Below are 16,051 nucleotides of genomic sequence, written 5' to 3' on the forward strand. Positions count from 1 at the left end.
TACGGTGTACGGGACTGGGTCTCGTACACCGTACAAGGGCTCTCGTACGCTGTATAGGGATTATTTCTTCCGGGTCAGGTCGTAAAAGGTGGCGCCGTCCACGGTGACCTTCTCGAAGGTGGCCGCGACCCAGGTGGAGATCTCGGAGCTGGAGCCGCCGCCGGGGCCCGTGCGCATCTCCCCACCGCCCGCGCCGCCGCCGGCGACGAAGTAGTGGATCTTCCCCTGGGCGACGTACTGCTTGAACCGGGCGAGGGTCGGGGACGGGTCGCTGCCGTTGAAGCCGCCGATCGCCATGACCGGCTCCCCGGTGGCGAGCTGGTAACTGGCCGCGTTCTGGGCGCCGACGGCAGCCGCGACCCAGGTGTGGCGGTCGGCGTTCTCCAGGAGCGCCGCCCTGGCCTTGGTCCCGACGTTCGCGCCGTCGAGGAGACCGCCGGGACCCCCGAACCCTCGGGTCGGCCCGCCGCCGGCCCTCGGCGGGGTACCGGCCCCCGTACCGGGGCCGGCACCCCACGGCGCCATGCGCTGCCCGTCACCGGGACCCCCGGCCCGAGCACCACCACCGCCCGGAGCACCGCCGTCGGCGGTTCCACCGCCCGGAGCACCACCGCCCGGGGCCTCGCCCGTCGGAAGTCGGCCGCCGCCCGGCACCCCCCGCATCGCACCACCCGCGGGCCCCGCCGTCACGATCGAGCCCTGGTGTCCGACCCCCAGCGTCTCCAGCGTGTACGCGAAGGGGCCCGCGAGCCCCGCCGCCAGACCGAGCCCCGCGATCCCGAGTCCGATCCGCCGGTCGACCCGCCCCGCGAGCAGCAGCCCGAGGGCCGCGAGCGACCCCGCGATCAGGACCGCCCAGCGCAGCCACGGCAGCCAGTCGGGCGTCCGGCCGAGCAGCACGTACCCCCAGACCGCCGTCGCCGCGACCGTCACCGCGAGCGCCGCTGAGGCGGGGAACCGCGTGCGCTCCTCCCACAGGACGCTCGCGCCCATGCCGACGAGCGCCGCGATGTACGGGGACAGGGCCACCGTGTAGTACTCGTGGAAGATGCCGGCCATGAAGCTGAACACGGCCAGGGTCGTCAGCAGCGAACCGCCCCAGACCAGGAACGCGGACCTGGCGGTGTCCGTCCTCGGCGCGCGCCGGGTGACGACGAGCCCGGCGAGGAGCAGGATCAGCGCGGCCGGGAGCAGCCAGGAGATCTGGCCGCCGACCGCGTCGCCGAACATCCGCCCGACGCCGGTCTCTCCCCAGCCGCCGCCCTGACCGCCGCCCCGGCCACCGCCACCGCCGACGCTGCCGGTCTCGTTCCCGTTGATCCGGCCGAGCCCGTTGTAGCCGAAGGTGAGCTCGAGGAAGCTGTTGTGCTGCGAGCCTCCGATGTACGGACGGGAGGACGCGGGCCACAGTTCGACCAGGGCCACCCACCAGCCGGCCGAGACGATCATCGCGAGCCCGGCGAGGGCCAGCCGGCCGATCCGGCGGCCGAACCCGACCGGTGCGCACACCGCGTACACGAGCGCGAGCGGCGGCAGGATCAGGAACGCCTGCAGCGTCTTGGTGAGGAACGCGAATCCGAAGGCGACTCCCGCTGCGACGAGCCAGGTCATCCCGCTGCCCGCCGGTTCGAGCGCGCGCAGGACGCAGAGCACGGCGACCGTCATCAGCAGGGCGAGCAGCGCGTCCGGGTTGTTGAAGCGGAACATCAGCGCGGCGACCGGTGTGAGCGCGAGCACCGTGCCCGCGAGCAGACCGGCGCCCGCGCCGAACCGGCGCCGTACCGCCGCGTAGAGGACGGCGACCGTCGCCACCCCCATCAGCACCTCGGGGACGAGGATCTGCCAGGACCCGAGTCCGAAGAGACGCACCGACAGGGCCATCGGCCAGAGCGCGGCCGGCGGCTTGTCGACGGTGATGGCGTTGGCCGCGTCGAGGGAGCCGAAGAAGAAGGCCTTCCAGCTCTCGCCGCCGGCCTGGACGGCCGCGGAGTAGAAGGAATTGGCGTAGCCGGAGGCGCTCAGGTTCCAGAGATAGAGCCCGGCCGTGACGAGGAGGAGGGCGAGGAACGCGGGCCGCACCCAGGGCGCGTCGTCGGCCCGCCCGCGCCAGAGGCGGGCGAGGGGCGCTCCTGTGCCTGGCCGTGGGGCGTGCGAGGCGGTGACGCGGGCGGAGGTCACGCCGGCGGGTGTCGCCTGGGCGGGGGTCATCGGATCGGCCGTCATCGGGAGGTCCTTGCGGTGGAGTCGGAATACGTGCCGCCCGCGTCCGGACGGCAGTCCGGGAAGACCCAGAGCCGGAAGAGGAGGAAGCGCAGGACGGTCGCGGCGAGGTTGGCGGTGATCAGGACGGCCAGCTCGGTGGAGCGGGCCGGGTCGCCGGTGGCCGCGGCGAGCGCGACGAGGGATCCGCTGGTCAGGGTGAGGCCGATGCCGAAGACGACGAGCCCCTGCGCCTGGTGGCGGACCGCACGGTCGCGTCCCCGGACCCCGAAGGTGAGCCGCCTGTTCGCGGCGGTGTTGGCGACCGCGGAGACCAGCAGGGCGGCCGCGTTGGCGAGTTGGGGTCCGAGGCCGAGCCGGAAGGCCGAGTACAACGCCAGGTAGAAGAGCGTCGACAGCACCCCGACGACACAGAAGCCGACCAGCCGGCGGGTCAGTCCGCCGGGCACGCCGACGAGTCGCCGGTCACGTGGGTCGTCACCGAAGGGGCGGGCCAGCCGGTCGAGCGGCAGCGAGCCGGTGGCGAGCGCCCGGCCCACCCGCCAGACGCCCTTCAGGTCGTCGGTCGCGGTCCGGACGATGTGGACCGTCGAGTCCGGGTCGTCGACCCAGTCGACGGGAACCTCGTGGATGCGCAGCCCGGCCCGCTCGGCGAGGACCAGCATCTCGGTGTCGAAGAACCAGCCGGTGTCCTCGACCATCGGCAGCAGGCGCTCCGCCACCTCTCCCCGTATCGCCTTGAACCCGCACTGCGCGTCGGAGAACCGGGCGGCGAGCGAGCCGCGCAGGATCAGGTTGTAGGCGCGCGAGATGAACTCCCGCTTCGGCCCGCGCACCACCCGCGAGGAGCGGGCGAGCCGGGAGCCGATCGCCAGGTCGGAGTGGCCGGAGATGAGCGGCGCCACGAGCGGCAGCAGGGCGTTGAGGTCGGTGGACAGGTCGACGTCCATGTAGGCGAGGACGGGCGCGTCCGAGTGCGACCAGACGGTCCGCAGCGCCCGCCCGCGCCCCTTCTCCTCGAGCCGTACGGAGCGCACCTCGGGCAGCTTCGACGCCAGCGTCGCCGCCACCTCGGGGGTCCGGTCGGTGGAGGCGTTGTCGGCGACCGTGACGCGGAAGCCGTACGGAAAGGTCCGCGAGAGGTGGTCGTGGAGCCGCAGGACGCACGGCTCCAGGTCCTTCTCCTCGTTGTGGACGGGAATCACCACGTCGAGGACCGGCCGCCCGGCGGCACCGGCGGGCAGGTGGTCCCGGGCGGGGAGGGTGCCGGGCGTGGGCCCCGCGGTCGTCTGGGTTCGCATGGCACAGACCCTCGCCGGGCCCGCTGTCACGGCCGTGTGATGAGCCTGTGCCCTGCCTGTGAGTCGGGCTCGGAACGCCCCCGCTCTACGGGCCACGGGCCGGGCTGCTGGCCGGATTACGGGCTACGGGTGGGACGGAAGGGCGACCGTGAAGACGGTCCGGCCGGGGGCGCTGCGGACGCTCACGTCGCCGCCGTGGGCGCGGGCGACCGCACGGACGATCGCGAGGCCCAGTCCCGTGCTGCCGCCGCCGGCATGGCGGGCGCGGGAGGCGTCGCCGCGGGCGAAGCGTTCGAAGACGTACGGGAGGAGGGCGGCCGGGACGCCCGGCCCGTCGTCCTCGATCTCGACGACGGCACCCGCACCGTCGCCCCGCACGCGCGCCGTCACAGTGGTGCCGGCCGGCGTGTGCGTACGGGCGTTGGCGAGGAGGTTGACCAGGACCTGGTGGAGACGGGCGCCGTCCGCCCGTACCTTGACCGTCTCCTCGGGCAGTTCGAGGTGCCACCGGTGATCGGGCCCGGCCGCCCGGGCGTCGCTCAGCGCGTCCACCACCAAGGGCGCGAGATCGGTGCTCTCGTACGAGAGCGGGCGTCCGGCGTCCAGCCGGGCGAGCAGCAGCAGGTCCTCCACGAGGCCCGTCATCCGGGTCGCCTCGGACTCGATCCGTCCGAGCGCGTGCCGGGTGTCGGGCCCGCACTCCTCCCGGCCGCGCCGGGTGAGCTCCGCGTACCCCCGGATCGAGGCCAGCGGGGTGCGCAGTTCGTGGCTGGCGTCCGCGACGAACTGCCGTACCCGGGTCTCACTGCGCTGACGGGCGCGGAGCGCGGAGTGGACGTGGTCGAGCATCCGGTTGATGGCCGCCCCGACCTGCCCGACCTCGGTGCGCGGATCGGCCTCGGCGTCCGGGACCCGCTGGGGGAGGGCGACCTCGCCGCTGTGCAGCGGGAGTTCGGAGACCTGGGTGGCGGTCGCGGCGACGCGGCGCAGTGGCCGGAGCGCGACCCCGACGAGCGCCCCGCCGGCCAGCGAGGCGGCGGCGAGACCGGCGCCGGTGACGCTCACCTCGACGAGGACCAGGGTGGAGAGGGAGTCCTGGACGTCGGTCAGCGGGATGCCGACGAGATAGTCCCCGCGGATCCCGGAGGCGTACTCGACCCGGTAGTCGTCCATGCCGGGCAGCTCGACCGTACGGGGCTCGCCGTCGCGCGGGACGGCGGCGAGGGCGGCGCGCTGGGCCGCGTCCAGCGCCCGGGCCCTGTACTTCGCCCCGTACGCCCCCTGTTCCGTCTGCGCGGAGACGGCGGCCTCGGCCGGCTCGCCGTCCACCACGGCCGCACCGAGCGTGCCGAGCGGCGCCCCGGGACCGTTGACGAAGTCGAGCGGCTGCTCGGAGCCGCTCCCGCCGGGAACCGTGCCCCGCAGCGCCTGCGGGGGCCCGGCGGCCCGGTTCGAGACGTGTCGCAGCTGCGTGTCGGCCTGGTCGTACAGGTAGGAGCGGTACGCGATCGTCGTCACCGCCCCGATCACGGCGGCGACGACGGCGATGAGCGCGAGGGCGGACACGACGAGCCGCGTCCTCAGAGTCCAGGGCCGGACCCGAAAGGCACGCCCCCGCGCGCTGGTACGGGTACGGGTACGTATCCCGGGCCGGGCGCCGCGACGCGGGAGCCGCCCCGCCCCTCCGGACCGACCAGGCACCGCTCCTACTCCCCCGGCTTGATCAGGTAGCCGGCCCCACGCCGGGTGTGGATCATCGGCGAGCGCCCCGCGTCGATCTTCCGCCGCAGGTAGGAGATGTAGAGCTCGACGACGTTCGCCTGGCCGCCGAAGTCGTACGACCACACCCGGTCCAGGATCTGCGCCTTGCTCAGCACCCGGCGCGGGTTGCGCATGAGGTAGCGCAGCAGTTCGAACTCGGTCGCGGTGAGGTGGATCGAGTCCCCGCCCCGGGTCACCTCGTGGCTGTCCTCGTCCAGGGTCAGGTCCCCGACCACGAGCAGCGACTCGCTGCGCGCCTGCGCCGCCCCGGAACGCCGGATCAGTCCGCGCAGCCGCGCCACGACCTCCTCCAGACTGAACGGCTTGGTGACATAGTCGTCACCGCCCGCCGTGAGGCCGGCGATCCGGTCCTCGACGGCGTCCTTGGCGGTCAGGAACAGCACCGGAACCTCGGGCAGCTCGCGCCGCAGCCCGCCGAGCACGGTCAGCCCGTCCATGTCGGGCAGCATCACGTCGAGGATCACGGCATCGGGCCGGAACTCCCGCGCCGCACGCAGGGCCCCGGCCCCGTCGCCCGCGCTGTGGACCTGCCATCCCTCGTACCGCAGGGCCATGGAGAGCAGTTCGGCGAGCGACGCCTCGTCGTCCACGACGAGCACACGGACGGCTGTTCCGTCGGGCCGGAGCATGTCCGTCCGGGTCCGGGTCCGGTCGCCGCGCCGCGCGGCGCGAGGGGCGGGGGCCGTGCGCCGGACAGGAGGGGCGGGGGCTGTGTGCTGGGCGGCAGGTGCGGCGGTACGCGGGGCCGTGCTCCCCCGGGGCGTGGTCGCGGTCATGGTGCCACGCTGGAGCGGCGTACTGAGATCTCCCTTTGCCTTCCCTGTGAATTCCCTAAGAAAGCCGGGTCAGGCCGAAGAGCTCGGCCGCGTTGTGGTGCAGCACGTGCCGCAGCCACTCCTCCCCGAGGCCGAGCCGCTCCAGGGCGTCGAGCTGGTGGACGTACGGGTAGGGAATGTTCGGGAAGTCGGACCCGAGGAGGATCCGGCCGTCGAGCCCGAGAGCGCGCAGGCGCGGGAGTTCGGCGGTGGGGAAGGGGGCGAACCGTTCGCTGAAGTCGGTGAAGGCCATGGTGGTGTCCAGGTGGACGCCTTCGTACCGCTCGGCGAGGTCGAGGAAGTCGGCGTACTCCGGCATCCCCATGTGGGCGACGATCAGCCGCAGGCGGGGACGGCGGGAGAGCAGCTGTCCGACGGGCCCCGGCCCGGTGAACTTCCCGGGGGCGGGCCCCGAGCCGCAGTGGATGACGACGGGCACGCCTGCCTCGGCGATCAGCCCCCAGGCGTCGTCCAGCAGCCCGTCGTTGGGGTCGAACCCGCCGACCTGGAGGTGCACCTTGAAGACCCGGGCACCGGAGTCGAGGGCCTGTCGGACGTACGTCCCGGTGTCCTGCTCCGGATGGAGGGTCGCCGTGTGCAGACAGCCGGGTGTCCGGGCGGCGAAGTCGGCGGCCCACGCGTTGAGCCACCGCGCCATCCCGGCCTTGTGCGGATAGAGCATCGAGGTGAAGGCGAGGACCCCGAACTCGCGGAGCAGCGCGACGCGACGGTCCTCCTCCTCGCGGTAGGTGATGGGCCACTCCATACCGGTCAGGGGGCCGACGGCGTCGAAGTAGGCCCAGACCTTGTCGAGGACGTTCTGGGGCATGAAGTGGGTGTGGACGTCGACGAGTCCGGGGATGCCGAGCCGCCGGATCAGATCGTGGGTGGGGCCCTCAGGGGTTTCGGGGGCGGTGTCGGGGGTGGTGTCGGGGACGTCATGCGCGCTCAAAGCTGTAACTCCTCTCGACCTTCCCGATGTGGACGCTGTAGCGGTCGTACCAGTGCGCGCGCCCGTGGCGCTTCGCGGCCTGGTGCTCCGCGTTGTGCTGCCAGACACCGAGGGAGTCGAGGTCGCGGAAGTAGGCGACGGTGATACCGATCCCGCCGGGGGTGCGTGCGGTCTCGTACCCCAGGAAGCCCGGGAGCTCCCGGACGATCTCCTGCATGCGCGCGCTGGTCTCGGCGTACCCCTCGGGGTCGTCGGCGCGGACCGAGGTGAAGACAGCGGTGTAGTACGGCGGTTCGAGGCCCGCCACCAGGCTCTGGGTCATGTCGATCACCCTCCGCCGGTCGGGGCGCACGTGTCCACAGCCCGGCGGGAAAGGGATCCAAGTCTTTACGGTCGGCTAGAACAGCCCCTCCTGGGAGCGCCCGGGCTCCTTCCGGACGGGCACGGTGACGGCTTCGCCGGCGTCGGCGGAGGCCAGCCCCCACCCCCGCACGAGCCGGGTGTCGACGGCGAGGCAGCGCCCTTCGGAATCGAGAAGGTGCAGGTCGGGCCCTGCGGCGGCGAGAACCTGGCCGGCGACGACGCCGTTCTCGCACAGCTCGGTGACGGTCCCGGAGAGCGGCGGGAGCCCGTCGAGCCCGAAGACCTCGGCGTGGTCACGCACCTCGCACGGGAGCGTGTGGAGGGTCTCTCCCCATCCGGGCAGGGCGACGGCGTCGCGGTACAGCTCCTCGATCCCGCGCCGCCGTTCGAGCGGCGCCGGCAACCGGTGCCGTACGGCACGCTTCCCGGCGTACGGAATCCGGTCGGGCACCTTCAGCGCGTGCCGCAGCTGCTCCTCGGTCCGTCGCGCGGCCATGAGCGGCCCCCGCCCGAGCCAGCTGAAGGCGACGGCCCCCTGCTCCAGGAGCCGGGCGTCACCCCTGGCCTCGGCCGTGATGCCGACCTTGGTCATCCCGGGTCCGAACCAGGCGAGGTACACGCGGTAGGGCTGGGGGTCGTCCACCTTGGTGTCGGCTGCGACCGAACGGGCCCGGTCGAGCCGCGCGCACTCGGGGCACTGCCCGCCGGTCGCGCGCGGTGACACCTCCGCGGACAACGGGCAGGCGTTGCCCCGGGCACCCGGGCAGCGTCGCCCGTCGACCGCACGGAACCCGATCATCCGCCCGTACCGCAGCACGGACACCCGCCCGCCCTCCCAGCGCAGCCCGGGCACACCCCCGCGCCACCCCATCCCGGCACACCGCCACACCACGCGCTCGCTCCACCCTGCTCTCGTGAGCTGCCAGTCTGCCTCCACGGCGGCTGGGCCGTATCCGTAAAGTCCCGCCTGGCCCACGGGCGGACGGCGCTACTTTCCGGACACGACCTGGGACCCGCACGGCCTCCACGCCTCCACCACCTCGAGGGCCGCTACGGCAGGAGGTGGATCCGCGCCCCGTCGGCGGCCTCGATCTGCCGCACGCACCCTCGCTCGACCAGCAGCCCCACGCAGTCCCGTACCCGCTCGACCGCGAGCCCGGTCCGCCGCGCGATCTCCTCCGGCCGGTACCGGGCCCCGCCCCTGAGCAGCGCGGGCGCGAGGCAGGCGGCGACGGCCCGCACGTCCCCGGTGACGGGAAGGCGGTCGGCGTTCCAGGAGGCGAGCAGTTCCTGGGGCGTCATGGCGGGGCGGCGCCCGATCTGCTGCCGTGACCGTTGCCGTTGCCCGGGTACGGCGATCCGCTCCAGCGAGTCGGCGATCCGGGACAGACTCCGGCTGGTCTCCCGCAACAAGGCGTGCTGCTCCGCGGCCCAGACCGCGAACTCCTCGTCCAGCCGCCGGTTCCGCCCCTCCAGCCGCACGATGATGTCGGCGACCTGCTGCGGCATGACGTGCCCGGACGGAAGGGGGGACGGCTCGAGCGCGTAGGAACCGTCACGCTGGACGGTGGCGACGACGTCGGCCACCCAGGCCTTGAAGGGGGCGGCCTCGGGTTCGGCGCACCTGCTGACCAGGTGGACCAGCCCCTGGAGATCGACCATCCGCATGGATTTCTTGAGGCCGTGACCTGCGACCTCGCGCGCACCGTCGGTCCGGCCGACGGTTCGTACGAGATCGGCGAGCGAGGTCGTGTGGTGCTGCGGGACGGCGGATCGCAGGGCGTCCCGGGTGTTGCCGTATCCCAACCGCCCCGCCACGTCCACCGCGGGAAACCAGTGCGTCCCGTCCGGCATCGTCAGTCTCCGCACACGCGCGCCCGTCGCCGCGTACACGAAGTCGTCGATGTCGATCGCGTCCTGCTTCTGTCCATGCTGCTCGTCCATCGAGCCTCACCTCCACGGCCGAAGCTAGGCCGATGGCATATTCAATTGTCATGAAATCAGCGGACGTTCACCCGAAAAGGGAAAGAGGCCCCCGGGGAACCCCCGAGGACCTCGTCTCTCCGTCTACTTCGCGACGAACTGGGTCAGGATCGCCTGCACCTCGTAGATGTCGACACCCTTGGTGAAGGTCTTCTGGACGGGAAGCGCCTGGCCGGAGATCCAGATCTTCAGCTCGGCGTCCAGGTCGAACGTGCCGGCGGTCTCCACGGCGAAGTGGGTGATGCTCCGGTACGGAATCGAGTGGTACTCGACCTTCTTGCCGGTGATGCCCTGCTTGTCGACGAGCACGAGCCGCCGGTCGGTGAAGAAGATCGTGTCCCGGATCAGCAGGTACGCGGCGTGCACCTGCTCCCCGGGCCCGAGCAGCCGCGCGTAGTCCTGCTGCGCCTGCGCCGGATCGATCTTGTGCGCGTTCCCGAACAGTGCCATGCCAACCCCCACAAACCCGAAGACAAAACGATCTTCAGACCTTATCCCCCACCGCCTCGCCGAGCGAGCCCCTCACCCCTAGGCCGTGACGGTCAACGCGTAGTCCACACCCGTCGAGAAGTCGCCCGACCGCCCACGGATCTTCAGCGCGTGCTTCCCGGGCGCCAAGGCGGGCAGCTGGACCCACAAGCCGCACCCCGTAGCGGTGAAGCCGCCTCCCTCACCCGTGACCGCGTTGCCCTGAGCGCTGCGCACCGTCATCACGTCGCCGGGGTACGCCTCCGGCTCGACCGCCTCGCCGTCGAGGAGCACGGTCCCCCGCGCGCCGCTCATGAAGGCCGCACAATCCGAGGGCTCTCCGTAGCTGTTGACGACGGGAAAGGCGATCGGACGACCGCCGGGCACCGCGCACGCGCGCGTGACCTGTCCGCCGAAGGTGCCGGCCAGGAACCACACGTCCTGCGGTTGGTTCCGTCCGCACTCCCGCCCGTCCCGGTCGGCGACGGGGTTGACCTCCGCGGGCTCCGAAGCCGCCCACGACCACCACCGCCCCTGAAGCTCCCCACCGGACAGACGACCACTCGCCGACGCCGCCGGCGGCGAGGCCGTTGCCGACGCCCGTCCCGCCGTCGCCGTGTCCTCCGGGTCCGGGGACGCCTGCGTCCCGCACCCCGCCAACGCGACCAGCGACACGAGCGCCCCAGCGGTCAGCCCCGCTCTCCCCGCCCCGAACCTCATCCGACCCCCTCCCCACCAAGGCCGCCGACCGTCTCCCCCATCGGCACGACCTGCCCTTCACCGCTGTACGGCCCAACGCAAGAGGCCCCGGACTCTCGTCCGGGGCCTCTTAGGCTGTGCACTCGGCAGGATTCGAACCTGCAACCTTCTGATCCGTAGTCAGATGCTCTATCCGTTAAGCTACGAGTGCTTGTGCTTCTCGGCTTTTTTCTTGCCGGTCGGCGTTGCGTGGACAACATTACATGACCTGCGCCGTAGCGCGAAATCCATTAGCTAGACCCCCTCTGACCTGCGGAAACATCTCTCAGGGGCAGATCGAGAGCCCCGCCCCCATCCGCCGGACGGGTGAATCCCGCGGGCCCGCGGGGCAGGCCGGCCGGGGCCGGGAACGGCCGAAGCCCCGGCCGTGGGGCCGGGGCTTCGGATGGAGCGGAGGCGGAGGGATTTGAACCCTCGATGGGCTTTAAGACCCAAACCGCATTAGCAGTGCGGCGCCATAGACCGGACTAGGCGACGCCTCCATGCACCTCGCGCGGGCGCGAACGGTGCGTGCAGATGATGACACAGACGAGCCGGGTGCCACCAATCGCTTTCACCGTACTAGCCCTCCCGGGCGAAGAGCAAAGTCCGCCGGCCCCACCGGCATGCGCAACGAACGCGAGTGCGGAGCGTTAGAGGAGACGGGCCTCGAGACCCGTAGCCCCTACCCGCTCACCTGGAGTTCGCATGCTGCGCCGCCTCGTCCTCACGACCCTCGCACCCCTCGCCGCCACCGCCGGCGCCGCCGGGCTCGGGCCGATCCCGCCGTTGCCCCTGCTGTCGCCGCCCGACGCGCTCACCGTGACGATCTCCAAGAGCGGCCACCCGGACGCCAACGGCACCTTCCGGCTCGAGTGCGGCAGCGAGGTGGGCGGGAACCACCCGGCCGCCGACCGTGCCTGCGACCGGCTCGACCGGCTCGCGAAGGAGGGGAAGGACCCGTTCGCGGCGGTGGACAAGGACCGTTTCTGTACCCAGCAGTACGGCGGGCCGGCCGTCGCGCACGTCACCGGCGACTGGCACGGGCGCCCCGTCGACGCCCGCTTCTCCCGGGCCGACGGCTGCGAGATCGACCGCTGGGAGAATCTGGAGCCCGTGCTTCCGCACGTACGGGGATGAAGCGCCCACGGAGCTTTACGAAAGCTCCCACGAAGCGCCGCATTGTGCCGGAGGCAAGAGACCTCACCCCACGCCCGGCGGCCCTGCCCTTAGACTCACCTCAGTGACAGGCCACGGCCCGAGGGGCAAGATGGGGCCGGCCGGCCACCGGGCAGCGCAGCTGGGCAAGTGCAGTGGGTCAGGGAGGAAGCGTCGTCGTGAGCAGCAGGCCATCCCGAGGCGCTGCTCGCCTCGCAGCCATACTTGACGCCCTCCCCGACGGCCTCGTGCTCGTCAACTGCAACGGCACGGTCGTCAACGCCAACACCATCGCCCTCGGCATGTTCGAGACCCCGGGCACGGCCCTCGTCGGGCGCGGCCTGCTCGATCTGCTGCCCGGCTTCGACTCACGCCTGATCCCCGGCTCGATGCGGCGGCCCGAGGGCACCGACGAGCGGGGCCGCACGAAGCCGACCCGGATGATCGCGCGCCGTACCGACGGCAGCGAGTTCGCCGTCGAGGTGACCAGCGCAAGTCTGGAGGACGGGCGCGAGGCCTACGACTCGTACAGCGCCTACACGGGCGACGAGCTGCTCATGCTCGTCGTCCGCGATCTCACCGGCACCCTCGACACCGAGGCCGAACTCGCCCGCTCGCAGCGCCAGACCGAGATGATCCTGCGCGCCGCGGCCGAGGGCGTGGTCGGCACCGACACCGATGGCCGGGTCGTCCTCGTCAACCCCGCCGCCGCGCAGATCCTCGGTTACCGCGCCAGCGACCTCGGCGGCAAGGAGCTGCACCCGCTGATCCTGCACTCGCGTGCGGACGGCGAGCCGTTCCCGTACGAGGGGTCTCCGCTCGCCGACACCCTGAAGTCGGGCCGCAAGCACCGGGTCCGCAACCAGGTGCTCTGGTCGAAGAACGGTGCGCAGGTCCCCGTCGACCTGACGACCGCGCCGGTACGGGACGGGGACCAGCTCGTCGGCGCGGTGATGACCTTCACCGACCGCCGGCCGTACGAGCAGCTCGCCGAGAAGCACGCCGCCGAACTCGCCGACGCCGCCGAGCGGCACGCGGTGGAGCTGGAGCGGCAGGCGGAGGTGCTGGAGCGGGAGAAGGAGCGGTACGAGGCCCTCACCGCCCGGCACGAGCAGCTGACGGCCGTCCTCGGCGAGTCGCTGCGCGGCCCGCTGGAGGAGCTGCGCACCGAGCTCGCCACCCTCGCGGCCGACGACGCGGGGCAGCTGTGGCCCGAGGCCAACCAGTTGCTGCACCACCTGGCCGCCGGCTACGCCCGGATGACCACCCTCGTCGACAACGTCCTCGGCTACCAGCGCCTGGACGCGGGGGCGGAGGCCCTCGACAAGAGCGTCGTGCTCCTCGACCGGGTCGTCGGGGCGGGTGTCGACGGGGCCGTGGAGCTCATCGGGCCCGGCCGCGCCCAGTTCGCCGTACACGCGCCGCCGATCGAGGCCGAGGTGGACGCCGGCCGGTTCGCGACCGCGCTCGCCCACCTCGTCGCGGACGTGGCCGGGGTCGACTCGACCGGCAAGGCCCGGGTCGTACCGGGTGCCGGATACGCGGACTCGACGATCGTCGTCGCGGCCGCGCAGCGCGGTGACGTCGTACGGATCGAGGTACGCGGGCCGTACGCCGGGGGCGACGCCGTCCACCAGCCGATCGTCCGCGGGATCGTGGCGGCGCACGGCGGTGTGGTGCAGACGCACGAGGTGCCCGGGATGAGCGGCAGCGCGTACGTGCTGGAGTTTCCGCTCGGCGCCGGGAAGGGAACGGTCGCCGCGCCGGCCGCGGCACCGGCCGGGGTGAGGCCCGAACTGGGTCCGGTGCGCGACGCCGCGGCGGATGCGTCGGAGGCGTCGGATCCTGCGGCTCAGGGACAGGGGGCCCGGCTGGCGCTGCCCGCGCAGGCGTCGGAGACGCAGGGTGGCGGAAGGCGGCGCGCCCGTCGGGCGTCCACGGACGCCTTCCTGGAGAGCCCCGTCGCGGCGGAGGGCGGTACGGGTGCCGGTACGGGTGCCGGTCCCGGCGGCGGCGCGGTCGAGCCGACCGGTCGTCGGCGCGGCCGTACGGAGGACGGCCCGGCGGCGCCCGCCGAGCTGATCCCCGCCCAGAACGCGGGTACGGGCTCCACCTCCGGCACCGAACCGACCGGCCGCCGACGCGGCCGCCCCGCCGAGGGCGCCGTGGTGACCGCCGCCGAGGGGGCGCAGGGCCGCGCCGCTCGGGGCGACGCGGTGCCGCCGCAGGGCGTTCCCGTCCCGGCTCAGGGCACTCCCGTGGAGGCGTCCTCCCGCGCGCGGGCCCTGCCGGCCGTGGCGAGCGGCGAGGCGGACGCGGCCTCGGCGCAGCCGACGGGCCGCCGGGCTCGCCGGGCACTCGCCGCCCAGGAGCGGACCGCCGCCGCCGACGCGGGGCCGCGCACGCCGTTCGCGCTGCCGCCGGCCGACGCCGACCGGCCCGCCGAGCAGGCGGCTCAGACCGGGCCCGCCGCTCCCTTCACCGCTCCTCAGCAGGCACCTCAGCCGGCGCCGCGGCCTTCGGTCCCCCCCGTGAGCGACAAGGGCCGGCACGACGCCGTACGGTCCGTGCCGGACGCCGGCCCCACGCCGCCGCAGGCCCATCCCGAGCCGACCGGCCGTCGCCGGGGCCCGGGTTCCGGCATCCCGCAGGAGACCCGTTCCGTCACCGGCACCGGGTCCGTACCCCTGCCGCCGGAGGCACCGGCTGCCGCACAGCCGGCCCAGCCCGTGCCCGTTCAGAAGGACCGCGGCCAGGGCGGACGCGCGTTCAGCGTCCGTACGCTCGGGCAGGGCGTGCCCTTCGCGCAGCAGATCGCCGCGCAGCAGACCGGCGCCCAGCCGGGCCCCCCGGCAGCAGCCCAGACCGGCGGGCAGAACGCGTCGAACGGATCCGGTCGGCGGCGCAAGCTCGCCACTCCCCCCGAGGGCGACCGCCCGGCCCCGGCTCCCACCGATTCGGCGGCCAAGCCGCATCCGCACACGAACCCGCAGCCGTCCGAAGCACCGTCGCAGCCGTTGCCGCAGCCCAAGCTCGGTCCCCCGGCCCCCGAAGGCCGCGCGTACGCCATAGGAGCGCCCGCCGAGGGCTCCGCCGAAGGGCCCGAGCCGCTCGACGGCCCGGGCGGTGCGGTCGAGGTCGCGAACAAGCCGCTGCCGCAGCCCGTAGACGACGAACTGCCCCCGGAGCCGCTGGACAACCCGCGTCGTCTGCTCGTCTGGCCGGCGCCGGACGTCTCCACCCAGCAGGCGCTGAGCGACCGCGGCTACCGTCCGGTGATCGTCCACTCCCGCGAGGAGGTCGACGCCCAGATCGCCGCCTTCCCGGCCGCGCTCTTCGTCGACCCGCTGACCGGCCCCATCACCCGTACCGCGCTCCAGTCGCTGCGCCAGGCCGCCGTCGCCGCCGAGGTGCCGGTGCTCTTGGCTGCCGGGCTGGGACAGGCGACCCGGGAGGCCGCGTACGGCGCCGATCCCGCCGTACTCCTCAAGGCGCTCGCCCCGCGCGACAGCGAGCAGCACCCCTCCCGCGTCCTGCTCATCGAGGAGAACGAGGAGATCGCGCAGGCGCTCGCGGCGACCCTGGAGCGGCGCGGCATGCAGGTGGCCCGGGCCGAGGCGGACGCCGAGGCGGTCACGCTGGCGGCGCAGATGCGGCCCAACCTCGTGGTCATGGATCTGATGCAGGTGCGCCGTCGGCGGGCCGGGATCATCGACTGGCTGCGCGCGAACGGCCAGTTGAACCGTACGCCGCTCGTCGTCTACACCTCGGCCGGCATCGACGAGGCCGAACTGCCGAAGCTGTCGTCCGGCGAGACGGTCCTCTTCCTCGCGGAACGCTCGACGAGCAACGAGGTCCAGGCCCGGATCGTCGACCTGCTGGCGAAGATCGGTACCAACTGACCGGTGTCCGCTGGTCGGTGCCGACCGGACGAGTAGCGTCGCGATCACGGACACCGACACCGACACCGCCGCTCCAGTAGCGCAGTTGACGCCCCTCGCGGACGGGCCGCACGACATCACGCGGGTCGTCGACCAGCTGCTCCACCGCGGGTGGCTCCGGGCCGACGCCGGACAGCACCTGTACCTCACCGATGCGGGGGAGGCCGCCAGGCTCCGGGTGCGCGAGCTGGTGACCCACCTGCGCACGCGGTCCACGAGGGCATCAGCGACGAGGAGTACGTGACCGCGCTCAAGGTGCTGCGCAGGATGATCGCCAACACGAAGGCGTGACAGCGCGGCCCTCGACACCGAAGGCGCGTAGCCGGCACA

Annotated in this window: 12 protein-coding genes, 2 tRNA genes and 1 pseudogene; 3 read left to right on the top strand and 12 right to left on the bottom strand. The window is 73.1% G+C overall.

Going from position 1 to position 16,051, the window contains the following annotated elements; translation table 11 throughout:
* Positions 1–60: 60 nt before the first annotated feature.
* The 12 genes from IE136_RS03825 to IE136_RS03880 all read right to left on the bottom strand — a co-directional run bounded on the left by IE136_RS03825 (position 61) and on the right by IE136_RS03880 (position 11,125).
* Complete coding sequence (locus tag IE136_RS03825) at positions 61–2,223, bottom strand: ArnT family glycosyltransferase (protein ID WP_229818619.1); 2,163 nt, start codon at positions 2,221–2,223, stop codon at positions 61–63.
* Positions 2,220–3,521, bottom strand: coding sequence for a bifunctional glycosyltransferase family 2/GtrA family protein (locus tag IE136_RS03830; protein WP_189599434.1), 1,302 nt, complete (start codon positions 3,519–3,521; stop codon positions 2,220–2,222). Before IE136_RS03830 ends, IE136_RS03825 begins: the two co-directional genes overlap by 4 nt.
* A gap of 123 nt (positions 3,522–3,644) precedes the next feature.
* Positions 3,645–5,165 (bottom strand): sensor histidine kinase, encoded by a 1,521-nt coding sequence (locus IE136_RS03835; protein WP_229818657.1) that lies wholly within the window; start codon positions 5,163–5,165, stop codon positions 3,645–3,647.
* Positions 5,166–5,227: 62 nt separating this feature from the next.
* Entirely contained in the window at positions 5,228–5,932 is a 705-nt protein-coding gene (locus IE136_RS03840) for a response regulator transcription factor (protein WP_158994498.1), read from the bottom strand.
* Between the two features lie 202 nt (positions 5,933–6,134).
* Positions 6,135–6,998: an amidohydrolase family protein gene (locus tag IE136_RS03845; protein ID WP_229818658.1), complete on the bottom strand. Its 864-nt coding sequence runs from the start codon at positions 6,996–6,998 to the stop codon at positions 6,135–6,137.
* Between the two features lie 58 nt (positions 6,999–7,056).
* Positions 7,057–7,392 carry an antibiotic biosynthesis monooxygenase family protein gene (locus tag IE136_RS03850; RefSeq protein WP_158988660.1) on the bottom strand — a complete coding sequence of 112 codons (336 nt, stop codon included), beginning with the start codon at positions 7,390–7,392 and terminating at the stop codon, positions 7,057–7,059.
* A 75-nt stretch (positions 7,393–7,467) separates the two neighbouring features.
* Positions 7,468–8,304 carry a DUF2797 domain-containing protein gene (locus IE136_RS03855; RefSeq protein WP_189599438.1) on the bottom strand — a complete coding sequence of 279 codons (837 nt, stop codon included), beginning with the start codon at positions 8,302–8,304 and terminating at the stop codon, positions 7,468–7,470.
* A 179-nt stretch (positions 8,305–8,483) separates the two neighbouring features.
* On the bottom strand, positions 8,484–9,377 hold the full coding sequence (locus IE136_RS03860) for a BRO-N domain-containing protein (RefSeq protein ID WP_189599440.1): 894 nt from the start codon (positions 9,375–9,377) through the stop codon (positions 8,484–8,486).
* A 123-nt stretch (positions 9,378–9,500) separates the two neighbouring features.
* Positions 9,501–9,866 (bottom strand): PH domain-containing protein, encoded by a 366-nt coding sequence (locus tag IE136_RS03865; RefSeq protein WP_158988657.1) that lies wholly within the window; start codon positions 9,864–9,866, stop codon positions 9,501–9,503.
* Positions 9,867–9,944: 78 nt separating this feature from the next.
* Positions 9,945–10,604: a signal protein gene (locus tag IE136_RS03870; protein WP_229818620.1), complete on the bottom strand. Its 660-nt coding sequence runs from the start codon at positions 10,602–10,604 to the stop codon at positions 9,945–9,947.
* Positions 10,605–10,721: 117 nt separating this feature from the next.
* Positions 10,722–10,794 (bottom strand) — tRNA-Arg (locus IE136_RS03875).
* A 240-nt stretch (positions 10,795–11,034) separates the two neighbouring features.
* Positions 11,035–11,125: transfer RNA gene (locus IE136_RS03880), tRNA-Ser, on the bottom strand.
* A gap of 205 nt (positions 11,126–11,330) precedes the next feature.
* On the opposite strand from IE136_RS03880, the gene IE136_RS03885 reads away from it, so the two are divergent.
* The 3 genes and pseudogenes from IE136_RS03885 to IE136_RS03895 form a co-directional block, all read left to right on the top strand.
* Positions 11,331–11,762 carry an SSI family serine proteinase inhibitor gene (locus IE136_RS03885; RefSeq protein ID WP_158988656.1) on the top strand — a complete coding sequence of 144 codons (432 nt, stop codon included), beginning with the start codon at positions 11,331–11,333 and terminating at the stop codon, positions 11,760–11,762.
* Positions 11,763–11,959: 197 nt separating this feature from the next.
* Entirely contained in the window at positions 11,960–15,682 is a 3,723-nt protein-coding gene (locus IE136_RS03890; RefSeq protein WP_189599449.1) for a hybrid sensor histidine kinase/response regulator, read from the top strand.
* 76 nt (positions 15,683–15,758) lie between these two features.
* Positions 15,759–16,012, top strand: a pseudogene (locus tag IE136_RS03895) (winged helix DNA-binding protein); the annotation flags it as partial.
* Positions 16,013–16,051 lie beyond the last annotated feature (39 nt).

The organism is Streptomyces lateritius, from assembly GCF_014649715.1.
GTDB classification, from domain to species: Bacteria; Actinomycetota; Actinomycetes; order Streptomycetales; family Streptomycetaceae; genus Streptomyces; species Streptomyces lateritius.